Raw genomic sequence first — 18,092 nt, forward strand, 5'->3', positions numbered from 1 at the left:
GGATTCCCGCTGGAGCCTGTCCCGTACCGCGATACGGGGCGGGAATGACACCTACAACTATGACTACACTACAAACCACATTTTGCGGCGTAGAATTTGAGAATCCTTTAATTTTGCCTTCTGGCATCATTACTGAAATCCCCGCGCATAAAAAAGCAGAAGACGCAGGAGCAGGAGGCGTAACGCTCAAATCCTTTACCGTGCAGCCGCGCGAAGGGCACCCCTTGCCGCGCATTATAAAATATGACCATGGTTTCTTAAATTCCGTAGGCCTGCGTAATGCGGGTATTGAAAAAGGCAAAGAGGCGGTCAAGGAATATCTCTTGCACGCGGGCGTCCCCACCATCGTGAGCGTATTTGCGACAAATGTGAAAGATTTTGTCCGGCTGGCGGAAACGTTTGCGCCGCTTAACCCTGCGATGATTGAGCTTAATCTAAGCTGTCCGAATGTGGAAGACGAATTTGGCGACCCAAGCGGCAATACTGCCGAGAGCGCGGGCAATGCAGTGAAAGCAGTGAAAAAGGTTGCGGGCGCGGTGCCGCTTATCGCAAAACTGTCACCTAATGTGGCGAGCATTGCGGATGTGGCGAAATCGTGCGAAGCGGCAGGCGCCGATGCGATTTCTGCCATTAATACGGTAGGGCCGGGCATGGTTATTGACATTAAAACGCGTAAACCTGTGCTCGGGCATCTCAAAGGAGGCGTTTCGGGCGCGGGGATTTTTCCGGTTGCCGTGGCGAAAATCTATGAGCTCTATGACGCGGTAAAGATTCCCATCCTCGGCATGGGAGGCGTGACGAGCTGGCAGAATGCGGTTGAGATGATGATGGCGGGCGCGTCCCTGGTAGGCGTGGGTTCGGCAGTATACAGCAAAGGATATGTAGTGTTTGAGGAGATAAAGGAAGGACTCACAAGATACCTGGAGGAGAATGGATTCAATAATATTAATGAGGTGGTGGGGTTAGCGCACAACCATTAAATCCCAATGACCATCCTTCGACAAGCTCAGGATGACAAGAAGTCATTGTCATGGTGAGCCGAGTCGAACCATGGAATTTAGTGCTTGGAGCTTAGAATTTTATTGAGATATGACTTTTTTTGAAAAACTCACCGCGGCCATGCAGCAAAATAACAGCCTCCTCTGTATAGGCCTTGATAGCGATTTCGAAAAAATCCCTGAATGTTTAAAGAAAAAGACGAGAGGGGATAACACACCCCCGCCCGATGGGCGACCCCTCTCAAGAGGGGATTACTCAAGCCGGCAGCGGGCGGAAATAATTCTGGCATTTAACCGCGCGATCATTGATGCGACGAAAGACGCAGTGTGCGCATACAAACCGAACAGCGCATTTTATGAAGCGCTAGGCGGGCGGGGTCTTGAAATTCTCAAACAGACAATCCAGTATATCCGCGAACGCGCGCCTGCTATTCCTGTCATTCTCGACGCAAAACGCGGGGACATTGGCTCCACCAATGCCTCGTATGTCCAATTCGCCTTTTCGTATCTGAAAGCTGACGCAATTACCCTCCATCCCTACCTTGGGAGAGAAGCGCTCCAGCCGTTCCTTGATCAAAAAGAGAAAGGAATATTCGTATTGTGCCGTACCTCGAATCCGGGAGCGGGTGAATTTCAAGACTTGAAGGTGTTTCGTTTTCAGGGTCATTCTGACCCCGCAAATGCGGGGGAAGAATCCCCCACGAATGTGGACCGGCATGCGCCGGAGACCCTTCGACACACTCAGGGTGACACTAATGGCGAAGAATTGTATAAGGTGGTGTCGCGCCAAGTAGCGGAAGAATGGAATGCAAATGGCAATTGCGGGCTGGTCGTTGGCGCGACCTATCCTGAAGAGCTAAGAGAAGTCCGCACCATCGTCGGTAATATGCCAATTCTCGTACCCGGCATCGGCACGCAAGGCGGCGACGTGGAAAAGACGGTACGGGCTGGCATCACGGCTCAAGGAAACAGCATAATCGTCAACTCCTCACGCGGGATTATCTTTGCTTCGTCAGACGAAGATTTTGCCGAGGCGGCAAAAATAGAAGTATTGAAGTTAAGAGATCAGATTAATCAATATAGATAATTATGAAATGAGAATATAATATGCAAAAAATTATTATTGGAGTAATGGGACCAGGAGAGAGTGCCGCCGAATCAGACAGAGAACATGCTTATCAAATGGGGAAACTTATTGCCCAAGCAGGGTGGGTATTGTTAACCGGCGGTCGGAATAGAGGGGTGATGGATGCTGCGAGTAAAGGTGCAAAAGAGCATGGTGGCCTTACCATAGGAATCTTACCTACCTCAGATCCAAATACTGTGTCTGATGCTGTTGACATGCCGATATTTACAGAAATGAAAAGCGCACGGAATAATATCAATGTACTCTCTAGTAGAGTAATCGTGGTATGTGGTATGAGTGCGGGAACTGCTTCTGAAGTTGCAATGGCTCTCGTGGCAAACAAACCAATCATTCTCATTGATCAAAACAAAATAAGTAAGGATTTTTTTCAAACTTTAGGAAAAGAAAAGGTCAATTTTGTAGATACACCTCTAGAAGCTCTTGATAAGATAAAACACTTATTATGACCAACGAACAAGTGCTTGAATTTTTTAAAAACACTGGCGGTTATATCACAGATAGCCATATAGTGTACACCTCGGGAAAGCATGGATCGGCGTATTTGAACAAAGACGCGATTTATCCGCACACTAGTCTCGTGTCTGAGCTTTGCAAGGTTTTTGCTCAAGAATTCAAAGGGAAAGGGATTGAGGCGGTAGCCGCGCCCGCACTCGGCGGCATTATACTTTCCCAGTGGACTGCGCACTATTTAAGCCTTATGGAAAAACGCGAGATACTCGCGGTATATACAGAAAAAACACCTGACAACGGACAGATGTTTACGCGGGGGTATGATAAATGCGTTGCGGGAAAAAAGGTGCTGGTCGTGGAAGATATTTTAAATACTGGCGGATCGGTGCGCAAAGTGGTGGACGCGGTGCGGCAGGCGGGCGGCACGGCGGTCGCGGCAGCCGCGCTCGTCAACCGCGGGAGAGTTACATCGAAAGATGTGGGAGAGGTTCCGCTCTTCACCCTTGCTTCAATCAACCTCGAAGCGTGGAACGAACACGAGTGCCCTTTGTGCAAACAAGGAATTCCTGTAAACACCATCGTCGGCAAGGGGAGAGAATATCTGAAAAAGCAACAAAGCAACTCATGAATAATAAATCGCGAAAGATTATTGCCTTTACAAGCCTGGCCGGCTGCTGCATTTCTTTGGTTCTTATTCTTATTTTATCAGCACTTGATCAAAATTATAATCCCGTGACAATGGCACTGAGTACATTAGGAGGAGTGAATGGGATAAAAGGAATCATCTTTAACAGCGGCCTCGCGCTGTTCGGGATACTGCTCATCAACTTCAGTGCAGGATTGCATCAAACGATAAATAATGGAAAGGGATCAAAAATGGGTCCAATAATGACCGCAATCGGCGGCCTCGGCATGATTGGTGCAGCCTTATTTCACTGTGACGCGGGTTGTACAAACATTCTTTTAAGAATGACACTGGCAGGAGCCGCGCATATTTACCTTACTATTATTGCCGGCACTATATTAGCACTGTCGCCTTTTTTTATTCTCACAAGATTGCAGAAAGACACTGAATGGCGAGGATATCAACTATTTACGTTGATGTGCGGCGTACTGATTTTCATTCCAAACGTAATTTTTTGGATAAATCACTTTATGGGCAACGGGTCATCCGTCGGCAATATCATGCAGAAAATTTCAATATTTTTTCTTCTTCTCTGGGTGGGAGTTATGTCAGAAAAAATGTGGCGATTGCCAAATCGTTCTTCAGTTATACGAGCAACTTAATTGAAACGACACCATTATTTCTGAATTCGTTCCTCCATCTCTTTCAGCCTCTGCCGCTCCTTTTCAACCACCGATGGAGGCGCTTTGGAGAGAAAAACAGGATCTGAGAGACGGCGTTTAAGATCGACAATATACTTTTCCTGCGCTTCCCTATCTTTAGGAGAAGTTTTTTCTTTTTTTGGTACGTCTAACAAAAGATGGATATGGGAAAGGCTTAAGGTTGGTTTCTCAATCTTTTCGGTGAGCGTTAAAGTAACCTTTGTAAGATGCTCGATTAGTGCCGAGTGATCAGCAATGACCTCTCTTAATTCTTTAAGGCGTATGGCAATGGCGCCCTTGATCTTCTCTTTTGGATTCAACTTTTCCTCGGCACGGAATGCCCTTAATACAGTAATGAGCTCTTGCAATTGCGTAAATTGCGATATTGCTAAACTGTTAAATTGCTGCTTACTTGGTTGCGGCCACGACTGAATAAGGAGAAGGTTTTGATTGACACCCCCTCTCTGTCTCCCCCTTTCTAGGGGGAGAACCTGAGCGGAGAAATTTTTCCATAATTCTTCGGTAATGAAAGGCGTGAAAGGATGCCAAAGCTTGATAATCTGTTCAAGCGTATGGAGCAATATTGAGTCGGTGGATTTCTCTAAACTTTGTTTTTTTTGAAACTTTGCGATCTCGATATACCAATCGGCAAATTTTCCCCAAGTGAAATCATAAAGATTCTCAATCGCCGCGCTGTAGCGGTATTCTTCCATGGCTTTAGTCGTGCTCTCAATGATCGAGTCTAATTCTGACAGAATCCACTGATCCGCCAATGTGGCAGGTTGGGGTGTTTGTATCCTTGTGTCCTTGTTTCCTTGTTTCCTTGTATCTGCAGTAGTGAGGATGAAACGACCGATATTCCAAAGTTTATTCACAAAATTGCGGTAACCTGCGATTTTTTCCTCATAGAGCCTGATGTCATTACCTGGCGTGGTGCCCACCACGAGCGAGAGCCGCACGGGATCGGCGCCGAATTTGGCGACCATATCGAGAGGATCTATGCCGTTGCCCGCGGATTTTGACATTTTTTTGCCATCACGATCGCGCACAAGCCCGTGGAGATACACCGTACGGAAAGGAATGTCGCCTACCGCATAGAGCGTCATGATGATCATGCGGGCAACCCAAAAGAAAAGGATATCATATCCTGTTTCCATGACACTGGTGGGATGGTAAGTGAGGAAATCATTTCTCTCCAGGGGTTTACCCGCCGAAGTGGCAACGGAGGCGGGCCAGCCGAGCGTTGAAAATGTCCAGAGCGACGAAGAAAACCACGTGTCCAGAGTATCGGGATCTTGCTGTAGCGTTACAGAACCGCAGGTGGGACACCGAGAAGGGACTTCAGCAGAAACGATTACTGTGCCGCATACTCCCATCTTAACCGACGGGTCAAACGTATAAGTATATATCCAGGCAGGGGTATTGTCGTCGACGTTTTTATGAGGATAATGCCGTGTAAAGGCAGCTCGTAACTCTTCACACTTCTTATACGTCTTTCCATGTGCCGCATCATTTAAATCAATTTCACCTACCGTCGTATTCTCGATATTTGTGATTTTCCCATAGCCGAACACTTTACGCGTGGCGCTGTCCTCAAACACCACCACGTCTCCTACATTAAATTCATAATCGCGGAGGCGGTAGGTTTTCGTTTTATTATCGAACACTTGTGGTACCACATCTTCGGCAAATCCCATTCGCTTTACCGCATTGCTCCCGCAATACCACACGGGAATTTGGTGCCCGAACCAGATTTGCCTCGAAATGCACCAGTCATGGAGATTTTCCATCCAATGGAAATACGTCTTATTGAACCGGTCGGGAATAATCTTAATTCCTCCTCCCGAACGCACGGCCCACAATGCAAGTTCTTTCAAGGTCGCAGTGACGTCACACCCTCCCTTCGTCCCTCCCTTTTTAGGGAGGGAACCTGTAGCGTAGAACCGTCTCGCAAGGTTTAGATTCTTGATCTTAAATGGTTTATCAACCGCGATAAACCATTGCAGGGAGGGAAGCGGCTCTATGGGAGTGCCGCAACGATAGCAGAGCGAGATATTATGCACATAATTCTCATCAATCTTTTCCACTAATCCCTTTTTCTTAAAAATTTCCACTATTTCTTCCCGCGCCTCGCGCGCATTTCTCCCCGCGAATGCGCCTGCCGCGTCGGTGAGCTTCCCCTCTTCATCAATAATTTTCACCACCGGAAGCTTGTATTTCTGCGCAAGGAGAAAATCCTCGAAGCTATGCGCCGGGGTAATGGTCATGGCGCCCGTCCCGAATTCCATGTCTGCGACAGGATCCGCGATCACGCGCGCTTTTACTTTTCCGCTTATCCACTCCACCTCGAGCTCTTTGCCGACAAGGTCTTTGTATCTTTTGTCTTTCGGGTGCACGATGATGGTCTTGTCCTGGAATTTGGTTTCCGGACGCGCGGTGCCGATGACGACAGGGCCATATTTGAAATAATAAAATTTTGTCTTCTGTTCTTTATATTCCACTTCATCGTCCGCGAGAGTGGATTTGCAACGAGGGCACCAATTCACAATTCTGTTGCCGCGGTAGATGAGCCCATCATCGTACATTTTTTTAAACACCGTGCGCACCGCGAGAGAAAGGTCGGGGTCCAGCGTATAGCGCTCCCTCGACCAATCGCAGGAAGACCCCATACGGCGAATCTGCGTTTCAATCCGGTGGCGGGTGCCTTGCACAAATTCGTTGATTCTTTTCACGAGTTCTTTTCTTCCGATTTCGTGGCGGGTTTTCCCTTCTTTCTTATAAATCTCCTTCTCCACCACATTTTGCGTCGCAATGGCCGCATGATCCACGCCCGGCACCCAGAGCGCGCGCTTCCCCTGCATCCTCGCAAAGCGTGTCATAAGATCTTCAATGGTCAAAAACATGGCATGGCCAATATGAAGAGAGCCGGTCACATTCGGCGGCGGCATGGAGAGAGAGAATGACTCTTTCCGCGCGCCCAGCAGGTTATCAGGATTGAAAAAACCCGATGATTCCCATGCGCGGTATGATTGCTCTTCATCTTTATGTTCGTAGGCTTTCGGTAACAAATTCGTAGATGCCATATGATGCTATTATCATGTCTATTATACTCCTGATTGAAAATAAAAAACCACCTAACAAATGTTAGGGGCCCTGGATGAGGGCGGTACCACCCCTATTCCCCGATGAGATCGGAGCACTTTTCTTGAGCGTTCACGGGCTCGTCCCGGCCGGGTCTACTATTCCGAAACATTCGGAGATTCTTCCGGCAGCTTTACCCCTTTGGGTAACTCTGGTGACAAATCAGAGCTAAAGCTTGTATAAGCACTCTTTAAAACTAACTGAATCGCCGATTTGTGTCAAGCAACCGTTCCCCGTCTTTATGAGTGTGCGAAAAGTTTATCCAGAGAGTGCGTGCGGGAAGTAAGGATTTTACCTTTTCAGCCCACTCGATCACCGTAAGGGCGTGGGGATCATCAAGATGCTCACGGATACCGATATCGATAAGCTGCTGCGGAGTATGGAGACGATAGTAGTCAACATGAACGAGGGTAGTTATATTGTTCAATTGTTTTGGAAGCGTGTAGGTGTGAAGGAGAACGAACGTAGGGCTGGTGATATGTTTCTTAACGCCTAAGGCGCGGGCGAGGCCTTGCACGAATGTGGTTTTTCCCGCGCCCAAAGGGCCGACTAACCCCACCACATCGCCGCCATGCAAACCTTTTACTAACCGAGAAGCTAATTTGTTGGTGTCTGCAACAGAATGGCTAATCATAACTTCTTTATTTCGCATCTAATACTTCGCATAACCTACCGTGAGCATATCAGACCCGATGACCTTGCGAGTAACATTTTCCAATTTAAACGCTGATTTTAAAAAGCGCGCGCCAATTCCTCCCACCGAAGAGACTGCTTCGCGGCCGCCGATCACCAAAGGAGCGTGAAACCAATATACTTTCTGTACAGCACGGGCATCGAAAAATCGCCCTATCGTTTCGCCGCCTCCCTCCACTAACACTGAGTGAATACCACGCTCCCCCAATCGTTTGAGCAGTGCATGGATGGAAATTTCTGTATGATTAAATTGCCACACCTCAAAATCTGATTTTCGTAATTTTTTTATCTTTGCCGTGGGCGCTCTTTCACTCACGCATACAATGACATTTTTATCCCTCAATACTTTCGCGCGCACGGGAACCCTTGCCGCAGGATCCACGATGATCCTCACCGGATCCGGCACTCCTTTTGCCCTTGCTCCCAAATGCGGATTATCAGAGAGCACCGTGTGAATGCCGACGAGAACTGATTGGTAGGTGCTTCTTAAATCCCGCGCATAAGTGCGTGCCGCCTGCGAGGTAATCCATTTTGAGTCGCCCATCCTTGTCGTAATTTTTCCGTCCAAACTTGTCGCGACCTTCACTGCCACAAACGGCAACCACCCTCCCCGTCTCCCCCCTGAAAGGGGGGAGGATGTGGGGGGTCGATGATAAAAAAAGAACTCCTCATTCAATCGTTCTGCTTCTCGTCGCATTATTCCCACTTGAACCTTAATACCTCCTCGCCTTAATGCCTTTATGCCATTTCCCCTGACCAACGGATTGGGATCCTGGATCGCGCATACCACCTTCTTAATGCTAGCGCTGATAATCGCTTCTATGCAGGGCGGCGTCTTGCCCCAATGGGAACATGGCTCAAGTGTGACGTAAAGCGTGGCTCCCTTGGGATTCACCCGGCACCGCGACAATGCAACCGCTTCCGCGTGCGGCCCTCCATATCTCGCATGATAGCCTTCGCCAATCACCTGCCCACTCTTGACAATCACAGCCCCTACTTGGGGATTGGGAGCCACGGCAGTCACCGTCGCGCGACGGGCGAGCGCAAGCGCGCGAGCCATATATTTCATTTCATCTGTCCCCTTCATAGAGAACTGCGTTATCTGCGATCTAAAATGGTGAGCAAATGCCCCAGCCGGTCGCGTTTGGTTTTAAGATATTTTTTGTTATATCTCCCGGGTTTCACTTCCAGCGGCACGCGCTCTACAATCTTCAATCCGTACCGGGCTATGCCGGTAATTTTCTCGGGATTATTAGTAAGCAAACGAATTTTTTTTATACCCAGATCGGCAATAATCTGTGCGCCGACATGATAATCCCGCATATCAACGGGCAGCCTTAATTTGGTATGCGCCGAAACAGTATCTTCTCCCTGATCTTGCAGCGCATACGCGCGAATCTTGTTGGTAAGCCCGATGCCGCGCCCTTCCTGATTCAGATAAATGATCGCGCCCTCACCCGCATCATTTATTTTTTGCATCGCACGCGTTAACTGCGGGCGGCAGTCGCACCGCAGGGAATGGAACGTATCGCCGGTCAGGCATTGGGAATGAACGCGCAGGAGCGTCGGTTTTCCCGCTACAGGCTTTCCCTTCACCAGCGCGACATGTTCAATACCGCTGATGAGCGAACGATACACATACATCTTGAACGTGCCGAGCTCTGTGGGGAGCGAAGCGCTCGCAACCCGGCGCACCAATGGTTCGCGTGCGCGACGATACGCAATTAATTCAGCGATGGTAAGATAAGGCAAATGATGATGGCGTGCAATATGTTTCAACTGCGCGCGCCGCGCTGATCTTCCACTTTTCTCTAAAATCTCACAGACCACTGCGACGGGTTTCAATCCCGCAAGCTGCATCAGGTCAACGGCCGCTTCCGTGTGCCCTGCCCGATAGAGCGTGCCGCCGGGATAACTTCTTAATGGGAAAACATGCCCGGGACGGGCAAGGTCATAGGGGCGCGTGCGAGGATTTGCCAACGCCCGTATCGTCGTCGCGCGATCATAAGCAGATATGCCTGTGGTGATTCCTCGCTTTGCGTCCACTGATACGGTAAATTCGCAATGCGTCACCTCATTATTCTCTTCCTCAGGCACCATCGGAGGCAAGTGCAGCTCTTCCGCGCGTTCCCGTGTCATAGGTACGCACACAATTCCTCGGCCTACTTTAAGAAAAAAATTGATCGTTTTGGGTGTCGCAAATTCTGCAGCCATGACGAAATCACCCTCATTCTCCCGCTTCTCATCATCAGCCACAATAATTATTTTTTCACGCTTCAGCGCGTGCAATGCTGATTCAATTTTCTTATAGTTTTCCATAGATCGTGTACGAAATCCAAAAACTCTAGAATTTTCAACACTCAATTTTCAATTTTTCCCCCGACTTGTCGGGGGATCCCGTTGCGGCGGGACAATCAATATCTCAATGTCACAATTTTCAAACGTTTGATAATTGTTTCATTGAAATTAAATGAAAATTGAAGCTTGAAAATTATCAAAACAGTTTAGGGTTGAGAGTTTAAATTTTTCATCAATGTGACCATTTCCACTGCCGCGTTTGCCACTTCGTATCCTTTATTGTCCTTACCCTGCCCTGACCGCGCATCGGCCTGCTCAAGAGTATCGGTGGTGAGCACGCCAAACAAGACCGGCATGTGCGCGCGGAGATTCAGCTCCATGATACCCGAGGATACGGCGCGGGAAATATACTCAAAGTGCGGCGTTTCGCCGCGGATAACGACGCCAAGGCAGATAACGGCATCTGCCGCTTGTCTCTCTGCGACCACCGCGGCAACAAGGGGGATCTCAAATGCGCCCGGCACATAATACGCGACAATATCCTTTTCCGCCACACCGGCTTCTTCGAGCGCTTTTCTGGCGCCCCGCTCAAGCCCCTTCGTCACCTGCTCATTAAAACGCGACATGATGAGCGCGAATTTCATGCCTTTCCCAGATAGGTTTTTTGAAAATATATTATTTTCCATAGGTCATGAGTCTGTCAAGATAACGCGCAAGAATATCAACCTCAATATTCACCATATCCCCGACATGCCAATTCCCAAGGACAGTATGGGTAAGCGTATACGGAATGAGTGCTACCGTAAAGACCTTGCCACGCACACGGGCAACCGTAAGACTAATACCGTCAATTGCAACGGCTCCTTGAGCTGCAATATAACGCATAAACGATTGAGGAACTTTGATGATCATACGAACCTCTCTCTGTCGTCGTACCACCCTCAAGACCTTTCCCACCCCATCAATATGACCAGTCACAAAATGCCCACTCATCTCATCGCCGCTGCGTAATGGGCGCTCGAGATTCACCTTATCGCCGACACGCCAACAGTGAAAGGTAGTACGGCGACCTGTCTCGGGCATAATGTCCACCGTACACTGCCGACTTTTGTATTCCACGACGCTCACGCATATACCGTTCACCGCCAATGACATACCCTGTATCAATGTCCCAAAACCAGACGGCAAATCGACCGTAAGCCGCCAGCCATCCGTAGTCGGGACAATGCGCCGTATCGTACCTAATGATTGAACAATACCAGTAAACATAACAAATTATGATCGTGGCGATAGTTACCCTTATTCTACCTTCTTTCTGGTCTCACGAAAATACCACGAACGACCGGCTTTTGCTATACTCATTACCAATATGCTGAAAAAAGCAACAATCCTGGGTATTAAAAGGAACGTGTTCTTCTTGAGCGTGGTGTCGCTTCTTAATGACGCGTCCTCTGACATGATCTATCCTTTGATCCCGCTGTTTTTGTCTTCCGTGCTCGGCGCGAGCTATACCACCATCGGCATCATTGAAGGCATCGCGGAAAGCACTGCCGCGACACTGCGCATCTTCTCCGGGGCATTGTCGGATCGCCTAAAAAAAAGAAAAATATTTGCGGTCATCGGCTACAGCTTTTCCACGGTGGTGAAACCAATACTTGCGGTCGCCACCATGCCGTGGCACGTGCTGGTCGTGAGATTTTTGGACCGGGCCGGCAAAGCCACCCGCTCAGCCCCGCGCGATGCCTTGATCGCGGATTCCATTGAGGCGACGGAGCGCGGCAAGTCATTCGGCTTCCACAAAATGATGGATACCATGGGCGCGGCCATTGGCCCCTTGTTCGCCTTTATGCTCCTACGAGTGTTCCAAGGCAATTTCCGCCCTGTGTTCCTCTTGTCATTTGTCGCAGGCGCGGTCGCGGTGGGCACGCTTATTCTGTTCACCTCTGATGCCACACAAGTGTTCCTCCACCCGATCCAAGACCCTGTGAAAGCAAAATTCGCCCCGCACCATTTGAAAGAATTGCTGCGCGGGCCCTTTCTCCTCTTTCTTGCCGCGTCCACTTTGTTCGCGCTCGGCAATGCGTCTGACGCGTTTCTCCTTTTGCGCGCGCAGAACCTTGGCGTCGCAACTGCCCTTATCCCAATCATTTACTTCGTGTTCAATATTGTCTTTGCGGGTTTTTCGTACCCCTTAGGTAGACTCTCTGACAAAATAAACCGCAAGACGCTCATCATCGCGGGGTATTTTATTTTTATTTTGGTATACCTTGGATTTGCCAATGCGACCGCCCCATGGCATGCGTGGGCGCTGTTCGGGGCGTACGGACTCTACTTCGCCTTCACTGAAGGAGTGCAGAAGGCGCTCATTGCCGACTTCGTGCCTGAAACGCTGCGCGCAACCGCCTATGGCGCCTTTAACACGCTTACCGGACTCGCACTCCTTCCCGCAAGCATCATCGCAGGATCTCTATGGCAGCGCTTTGGCGCTCAAGCTCCTTTCCTCTGGGGCAGCTTCACTGCCATTGGCGCCATCCTCTTATTCCTACCGCTGTTCTCCCATAAAAGAGAGTAACAGCGTAAATCCGTGAGATAACCTTTCTCCAATATATAGAGATATCATATTGCGAATGAGTACTTGAGTGAACACGAGCGAAGGCGCGCCACAATTCGCCGTGAGGATTGTGTGAGCAAGCCCCGATAAGCTGTGGAAATTGTAAATGGAGGCTTATCGGGGCGGTCCCGCCAGGGATGCGAGTTCCGCAACCAGAATTGGGGTGCGCCCGAGCAGAAGTCCTGTTGCATGGTGTGAGTTCTATAACTACACTCCTGTAAAAAGAACTCTCTCCCTAGGGGGAGAGAATTCTTATTTTCAGCAACGCCGTTGCCTGCAAATTAATTATTGCGCCGGTAGGGTTGCCGGTTGGCCTGCGCCTGTGGGAGGAACTGTTTGCCCTTGGAACATGCCCTGCCCTTGAGGATTAAATCCGCCTCCTCCCATAAATCCCTGGCCTCCATTCTCTCCATCCATTACTTCCTGCTTTTCAAATCCCTGCGGTAACTGGAAATTGTAATTTACTCCCTTATCCGCTCTCACCGTCGGCATATATTCAGCGCCTCCACGCAGCTGATCAAGCGTATCAGAGATTTGCTCTTTGGTCGCAAATACTGATTCTACCTTATCGATAAGGTCATCAGCGGTAAAATTCTTTGAAGCTACTAGTTGCTTTAGCTCTTCAATCTGTGCTTTGAGCGCCGTGAGCAACTCCTCTGCGCCGCTGGTGTCAATTTTCTTGCTCTTAAACTTCTTAATCTGCTGCTCAAAAGTTTTTATCTCCTGCTTCGCGCTCGTTAATCCTTTGCTTACATTGAGCGCCATTTCCACGGAAGTGCGCGCGTTCTTCACATTATCCATCTGTCCGTAAAAATCATCTTCAATCTTTTCTAGCGCCGCTTCGGGATCTGTTGTGGTAAGAGCTTTGGCATCCTTAAGCGCAGTGCCCAGCAGCGATACTTCCTGCTTATATTGATTCAAAAATTCCGTGAGATCTACTTTCTTGTTTGCCTTTACCTGTTTTTCAATACGAGTCGCATCGCGTTCTGCGGTCTTAATATCTTTCTCGGCTTGCTTCACCATACCGCAAATCCTCGTAAGGTTACCGAGCTTCGGCCCCCACTCCTGCATCACCGATCCCACATCTTCAATATCAGTAATGACCTCCTCGAGCGCATCCGCGGTCTCTGCCGCTTGAATTTTGGTAACCATGCCGTCAGCAGCGCTTAAGGCATTTGATAATTCTTCCGGAAGACCGACTCCGCATTTTTGCAGTTTCGTTTTGATCTTCGCGACACTCGTCTTCATCATTTTAACCCCCTTCGCGAATTGTCCCATCCCTTGCTTCATCTGCTTGAAACGCATTTCATCCATTTTCTTCATTTGCTCTTCCGACGGGCCGCCTTGCTCTCCTTGACCGAATTGCCCTCCTTGATCGCCCTGCCCAAACCCTCCTTGATTACCAGGGCCAAATCCTTGACCACCGCCCCATTGAGTATTCCCTCCATTTCCTCCGGGACCGCCCATGCCCCCGCCTTGGCTTTGATTGTAATTACTACAAGGACCTGGCATATCAACGCCATTCACGCGGCAGGTCGTGGTCTGCGGTTCATTGTAGCCAGCCCCACCAGAGCCACCAGTGCCCATCGGACCAGGCTGATACTGGCCGCCGGACGGAGGTTGATATCCGCCAGAAGGCTGGTTGTACATTCCTTGATCGCCGCTTGGCGGTGGTGGCACACCTCCGCTTGAACCGCTCGGCGGGGGCGGCATGCTGCCGTCTTGCGCGGCATTCACCGTACTCTCTCCTAACACTGCACCTCCCAAGATATAGGTCACATACGTTTTCTTTGACTCGGGACTTTGCATGAGCGCAATACGCACTGCAGAACCATTCTTAGTAAACGTAAGTCCGTCATCGCTTTGTCGCCAACAATGCTGGCTTAAATTTTGAGAATAAAAAGAAGCAACTGATTCTGGCGTTGCTTTCATGGTATAGATAACGTGTGCGCCGTTCCCGTCGAAGCTGATCCGCTTGGCAGTATCGTATAAAGGCACGTTCGTGATGAGTCCGCGCACTTCCTGTCCTTGTGGTACACTCGCGCATACTATTCTCCCCTCTGCGCTATGTGCGACACGCTGTGATGCCCAGAGTGAGCTGATCGGCTCTGCACTCGTCATCTCGCTGTACTGGCTCGAGATGAGCGATGCAGCAAAAAGCGATGCTGCGCCGACCACAGCAATGCCGGATATTGCTTTTAGCATATGTTTTTGTTTTAATTTTCGGCTCACGCTACCGAAATGCTTAGTAATTACGTTCATTATAACACGGATTTCACCAAAATGCAACTTTATTATCCATTCAATCTAAGCGGGTCGTGTTATTTTCTTTTTTAAACCAATTTATAAAAAATAAAATTCCAATAAAAAATGCAGGTCCCGCAATAATGAGCGACCAAGATATCATATACCATTCAAATGGACTCATCATGAGCATAATAATATAGAGCACTCCGGCGAGTGTAAAAGCAATTCCTCCCACTATTTCATATTTCCATGAGATTAAGAGAACTGCCAATAAAATAAACGCGGGAATATTGTGCATCAACAGTCCTACAATTGTTTGCCAAAAGCCAAGCTTTAACTCAAAAACATCTAATGAAAACAACACGAGGAAGAGGATGAACATGATCGATAAGCCCCTTGGCGTCCAATATATAAATTTGCTAACCCTTTTTTCCATATTTCTGCATTAGGAAATATCAATATCTGGGGCTATTTTTATTTTAAAATTATATTGTCTTGTATCTCGGAAACTTCACTCACTTCAGCTCCATATCTCTTTATAATACTCAAAGTGTTGTTATCGATATAAAAATTAAACTCCTCACTACCATTTTTCTTTTGTAATTCAACGGCTTTATTGTAAAAAGTATAATTCTTGCCAACATTAATTTTTATTAAAACTCCACCAGCCATACTTAGTAGCGACTCACCAATACTCGGCCCCCTTTCTTCTAAAAATCCTATGAAGCCCGCACCTTGCCACATGGTTGGCATGTCCATATTATAAAAAGAATACTTAATAACTGGATCAGGAGATATGATGTCGCTGTATTTATCTAAGAATTTAAAATACAGCGCAGCGTTTTTACTGCCAAAAAATTCATGACTCACGTTAAGCTCTAACTTAACTAAAGCAGAAGAGTTATTTTTAATTTCGTCTAACTCTCTTAAGTACTTTTCTAATACTTCAACATTCTGATTCAATTCAATTAATTTTTCGCCGCTTAATTTAGCTATTGATATGCCGACTAGCTTCACTATTAGACCATCATCTTTATCGCGAATTAATTGGTCACCAAATAATAATAGCTGATAAAGATTTTCTTTTGCCTGCGAAAATTGATTGTGTGAAATTTGCTCATCCGTCAATTTAATAATCCCACGACTGAATGCACGCAAATTATTTAAAGGTACAATCATACTGTTACGATATAATATTATATCATCTGGCATATATTCTTCTGACAAACTCAAATACCCGGCTTGATTTAACAGGCGTAATACTTCCAGGTCGCCTTCACTAGGTATAATATAATTAAAAGCACTTACTTCTGTATCATCCTTTTGTTGTTTCCTATTATTCAAATTATTTATGAGTTCAATAAATTTTGTCGCCGAGTTACCGTTTCGATCAAAACTATATCCCGTAATATTATTTATATTAATAGTGGGATATAGATAGAAATCTTCCTGAATGTCTGCATTTTTATAATTTTTGTTAAAGTTAATTCTATAAAGATAGAAATTCGCAGTATAACTAACAACTAGTAATAAAGTAATAGCAACAAATATTTTTCTACGCTTTTTTAAAATAAAAACAGAATATATAATATTTAAATAAACATAATTAAAAAAACAAATAAGTACAATATATACATAAAAAGGTGTGTGGTATGTGCTTGATATATTACTCGAATTAAGATAGAAAAAAGCAAATAACGTACCTAAAATTAATTGCAGTAATACCGTGGCAGTAATCAATTTTGAAATATTATTTTGAACTAACTCTTTGTTATTTTTATTTAATATTTTAATAGTAAGAATAAATGCAACAGCTATAAATAAGATCTTAACAATTATACTAATTAGAAGAATGTTCAATAGTCTGACTGTTGAATAGCCTGATAGATTTAAAAGGGTGCTATAAGCACCATAAAGCAAACCGTAAAGCAGTCCATTCAAAAATAACATTTTTATTAATAATAATGTAAATTTTTTCATAAATAATTTAAAAATAATAAAACTCCGTATGTGATTAGTATACCAAATTTGAGACTGTAGAACAATACTTTTGAGAATGTTTTTTCAAGAAAACGAGTCGTTTAAATCGTGTAATAAGGGCTTAAAATTTCCGAAAGTCGAAAAATAGCTACCTTCGTTTGAGTTTTTCTACTGTCTCAAATTTGCATGACATGATATGTAGAATCAAAAAACATTACATTCCGCGCGCAAGTTTTAAGGCGCCCATGTAGGGAGGCTTTTTTAGAAGCACGATGTGCACCTTTGGCGCCGTGTGGTGCACAGCTTTTTTGAACGATGACAAGAGAATGTCGCCTGCCTGAAATACGCCTCCCCAGAGGATTAAGTCAAACGCGCGCGAGGAAAGCCCAGATCTCCGTATGACCGCACACGCCATTGAGCCAAGCTCAAGGGCGGCGTGCGCGACGATACTGCGCGCCACTTTATCGCCGCGATGAGCGGCGCGCACGCACAGAGGCGCCAATGCCGCGAGAGAAGTTTTATTGAATGAGGAAGTGTAAACTTTGTCCACGGCTTCGCGCATGTTCTTCACTCCAAGCTGTCTACAGAGCAACGGTTCAAGCGCACTGCGCCCTCCCCTGCCGTCAAAACTTTTCACCGCAGCCCGCAAGGTCTCGCTCCCTATCGCATACGCGCTTCCCTCATCAGAGAGCAAGGAGCCCAAGCCCCCTGCATAAGCCTCGCCCTTAGGCCCCACTGCATACGCGTTTGATCCTGTGCCTGCAATCACTGCTACGCCATATGGTTTATCAGTGCCTGCGGCAAGCGCAATCACGACATCATTTACCACTCTGAAACGATCTCCAATCTTTTTCTTAAAATGCTTGAAAATTTTCTGCGATAACATCTGCCAATCCTGCAGAGAGTCAACGCCCGACAGCCCAAATACTGCATACGCGTACGACGGAAATTTTACACACGCCTTTTTCTCCGCGGCGAACAACGCCTTCCGAATATTTTCCATCGCCCCTTTCAATCCTGCGACTTTATACAAAGAAGGGCCAGCAATTCCCGTCCCCACCACTTTTCCATGTTCATTCGCAATCGCTGCGGCCGTGCTCGTACCTCCCCCGTCTACTCCAAGATAATAATGCATAAATTCGAAATACGAAACTCTAAATCCTAAACAAATTCGAAACTCAAATATACAAAATCCAAAACA

At 47.1% G+C, this 18,092-nt stretch carries 16 protein-coding genes; 6 read left to right on the top strand and 10 right to left on the bottom strand.

Annotation, left to right across the window (positions count from 1 at the left end; translation table 11 throughout):
* Nucleotides 1-59 precede the first annotated feature (59 nt).
* The 5 genes from WC659_02225 to WC659_02245 all read left to right on the top strand — a co-directional run bounded on the left by WC659_02225 (nucleotide 60) and on the right by WC659_02245 (nucleotide 3,882).
* Nucleotides 60-980 carry a dihydroorotate dehydrogenase gene (locus WC659_02225; GenBank protein ID MFA4872729.1) on the top strand — a complete coding sequence of 307 codons (921 nt, stop codon included), beginning with the start codon at nucleotides 60-62 and terminating at the stop codon, nucleotides 978-980.
* A gap of 109 nt (nucleotides 981-1,089) precedes the next feature.
* Complete coding sequence (gene pyrF, locus WC659_02230; GenBank protein MFA4872730.1) at nucleotides 1,090-2,085, top strand: orotidine-5'-phosphate decarboxylase; 996 nt, start codon at nucleotides 1,090-1,092, stop codon at nucleotides 2,083-2,085.
* Between the two features lie 20 nt (nucleotides 2,086-2,105).
* Nucleotides 2,106-2,591, top strand: coding sequence for a TIGR00725 family protein (locus WC659_02235; GenBank protein ID MFA4872731.1), 486 nt, complete (start codon nucleotides 2,106-2,108; stop codon nucleotides 2,589-2,591).
* Nucleotides 2,588-3,223, top strand: coding sequence for a phosphoribosyltransferase family protein (locus tag WC659_02240; GenBank protein ID MFA4872732.1), 636 nt, complete (start codon nucleotides 2,588-2,590; stop codon nucleotides 3,221-3,223). The genes WC659_02235 and WC659_02240 overlap by 4 nt, the downstream gene beginning before the upstream one ends.
* Nucleotides 3,220-3,882 carry a DUF998 domain-containing protein gene (locus WC659_02245; GenBank protein MFA4872733.1) on the top strand — a complete coding sequence of 221 codons (663 nt, stop codon included), beginning with the start codon at nucleotides 3,220-3,222 and terminating at the stop codon, nucleotides 3,880-3,882. The genes WC659_02240 and WC659_02245 overlap by 4 nt, the downstream gene beginning before the upstream one ends.
* 14 nt (nucleotides 3,883-3,896) lie before the next feature.
* Here the strand turns inward: WC659_02245 and WC659_02250 are convergent, their stop codons facing one another.
* The 6 genes from WC659_02250 to WC659_02275 form a co-directional block, all read right to left on the bottom strand.
* Nucleotides 3,897-7,004, bottom strand: a complete 3,108-nt coding sequence (locus tag WC659_02250) for a class I tRNA ligase family protein (GenBank protein ID MFA4872734.1) — start codon at nucleotides 7,002-7,004, stop codon at nucleotides 3,897-3,899.
* A gap of 254 nt (nucleotides 7,005-7,258) precedes the next feature.
* Complete coding sequence (gene tsaE, locus WC659_02255) at nucleotides 7,259-7,696, bottom strand: tRNA (adenosine(37)-N6)-threonylcarbamoyltransferase complex ATPase subunit type 1 TsaE (GenBank protein ID MFA4872735.1); 438 nt, start codon at nucleotides 7,694-7,696, stop codon at nucleotides 7,259-7,261.
* A gap of 18 nt (nucleotides 7,697-7,714) precedes the next feature.
* Entirely contained in the window at nucleotides 7,715-8,842 is a 1,128-nt protein-coding gene (gene ribD, locus WC659_02260; protein MFA4872736.1) for a bifunctional diaminohydroxyphosphoribosylaminopyrimidine deaminase/5-amino-6-(5-phosphoribosylamino)uracil reductase RibD, read from the bottom strand.
* An 11-nt stretch (nucleotides 8,843-8,853) separates the two neighbouring features.
* Nucleotides 8,854-10,074, bottom strand: a complete 1,221-nt coding sequence (ribA, locus tag WC659_02265) for a GTP cyclohydrolase II (GenBank protein MFA4872737.1) — start codon at nucleotides 10,072-10,074, stop codon at nucleotides 8,854-8,856.
* A 185-nt stretch (nucleotides 10,075-10,259) separates the two neighbouring features.
* Entirely contained in the window at nucleotides 10,260-10,739 is a 480-nt protein-coding gene (ribH, locus tag WC659_02270) for a 6,7-dimethyl-8-ribityllumazine synthase (protein MFA4872738.1), read from the bottom strand.
* Entirely contained in the window at nucleotides 10,729-11,322 is a 594-nt protein-coding gene (locus WC659_02275; GenBank protein MFA4872739.1) for a riboflavin synthase, read from the bottom strand. Before WC659_02275 ends, ribH begins: the two co-directional genes overlap by 11 nt.
* 100 nt (nucleotides 11,323-11,422) lie before the next feature.
* On the opposite strand from WC659_02275, the gene WC659_02280 reads away from it, so the two are divergent.
* Complete coding sequence (locus WC659_02280; GenBank protein ID MFA4872740.1) at nucleotides 11,423-12,625, top strand: MFS transporter; 1,203 nt, start codon at nucleotides 11,423-11,425, stop codon at nucleotides 12,623-12,625.
* A gap of 324 nt (nucleotides 12,626-12,949) precedes the next feature.
* On the opposite strand, the gene WC659_02285 is transcribed toward WC659_02280, so the two are convergent.
* The 4 genes from WC659_02285 to WC659_02300 all read right to left on the bottom strand — a co-directional run bounded on the left by WC659_02285 (nucleotide 12,950) and on the right by WC659_02300 (nucleotide 18,026).
* Entirely contained in the window at nucleotides 12,950-14,869 is a 1,920-nt protein-coding gene (locus WC659_02285; protein ID MFA4872741.1) for a hypothetical protein, read from the bottom strand.
* Between the two features lie 97 nt (nucleotides 14,870-14,966).
* Nucleotides 14,967-15,293, bottom strand: a complete 327-nt coding sequence (locus WC659_02290; protein MFA4872742.1) for a hypothetical protein — start codon at nucleotides 15,291-15,293, stop codon at nucleotides 14,967-14,969.
* A gap of 92 nt (nucleotides 15,294-15,385) precedes the next feature.
* Entirely contained in the window at nucleotides 15,386-16,891 is a 1,506-nt protein-coding gene (locus WC659_02295) for a hypothetical protein (GenBank protein ID MFA4872743.1), read from the bottom strand.
* Between the two features lie 214 nt (nucleotides 16,892-17,105).
* A complete protein-coding gene (locus WC659_02300; GenBank protein MFA4872744.1) occupies nucleotides 17,106-18,026 on the bottom strand; it encodes a BadF/BadG/BcrA/BcrD ATPase family protein in 921 nt (306 codons plus the stop codon).
* Between the last annotated feature and the right edge of the window lie 66 nt (nucleotides 18,027-18,092).

The organism is Patescibacteria group bacterium, assembly GCA_041645165.1.
Classification (GTDB): Bacteria; Patescibacteriota; Patescibacteriia; order 2-02-FULL-49-11; family 2-02-FULL-49-11; genus 2-02-FULL-49-11.

Excerpts from the sequence above, each read along its gene's own strand:
- WC659_02235 (MFA4872731.1), top strand. The coding sequence starts at position 2,106 with ATGCAAAAAATTATTATTGGAGTAATGGGACCAGGAGAGAGTGCCGCC.
- WC659_02250 (MFA4872734.1), bottom strand. The coding sequence starts at position 7,004 with ATGGCATCTACGAATTTGTTACCGAAAGCCTACGAACATAAAGATGAA.
- WC659_02275 (MFA4872739.1), bottom strand. The coding sequence starts at position 11,322 with ATGTTTACTGGTATTGTTCAATCATTAGGTACGATACGGCGCATTGTC.
- WC659_02225 (MFA4872729.1), top strand. The coding sequence starts at position 60 with ATGACTACACTACAAACCACATTTTGCGGCGTAGAATTTGAGAATCCT.
- WC659_02245 (MFA4872733.1), top strand. The coding sequence starts at position 3,220 with ATGAATAATAAATCGCGAAAGATTATTGCCTTTACAAGCCTGGCCGGC.
- WC659_02280 (MFA4872740.1), top strand. The coding sequence starts at position 11,423 with ATGCTGAAAAAAGCAACAATCCTGGGTATTAAAAGGAACGTGTTCTTC.
- ribH (MFA4872738.1), bottom strand. The coding sequence starts at position 10,739 with ATGGAAAATAATATATTTTCAAAAAACCTATCTGGGAAAGGCATGAAA.
- pyrF (MFA4872730.1), top strand. The coding sequence starts at position 1,090 with ATGACTTTTTTTGAAAAACTCACCGCGGCCATGCAGCAAAATAACAGC.
- tsaE (MFA4872735.1), bottom strand. The coding sequence starts at position 7,696 with ATGATTAGCCATTCTGTTGCAGACACCAACAAATTAGCTTCTCGGTTA.
- ribA (MFA4872737.1), bottom strand. The coding sequence starts at position 10,074 with ATGGAAAACTATAAGAAAATTGAATCAGCATTGCACGCGCTGAAGCGT.
- WC659_02290 (MFA4872742.1), bottom strand. The coding sequence starts at position 15,293 with ATGTTCATCCTCTTCCTCGTGTTGTTTTCATTAGATGTTTTTGAGTTA.
- WC659_02300 (MFA4872744.1), bottom strand. The coding sequence starts at position 18,026 with ATGCATTATTATCTTGGAGTAGACGGGGGAGGTACGAGCACGGCCGCA.
- WC659_02295 (MFA4872743.1), bottom strand. The coding sequence starts at position 16,891 with ATGAAAAAATTTACATTATTATTAATAAAAATGTTATTTTTGAATGGA.
- WC659_02285 (MFA4872741.1), bottom strand. The coding sequence starts at position 14,869 with ATGCTAAAAGCAATATCCGGCATTGCTGTGGTCGGCGCAGCATCGCTT.
- ribD (MFA4872736.1), bottom strand. The coding sequence starts at position 8,842 with ATGAAGGGGACAGATGAAATGAAATATATGGCTCGCGCGCTTGCGCTC.
- WC659_02240 (MFA4872732.1), top strand. The coding sequence starts at position 2,588 with ATGACCAACGAACAAGTGCTTGAATTTTTTAAAAACACTGGCGGTTAT.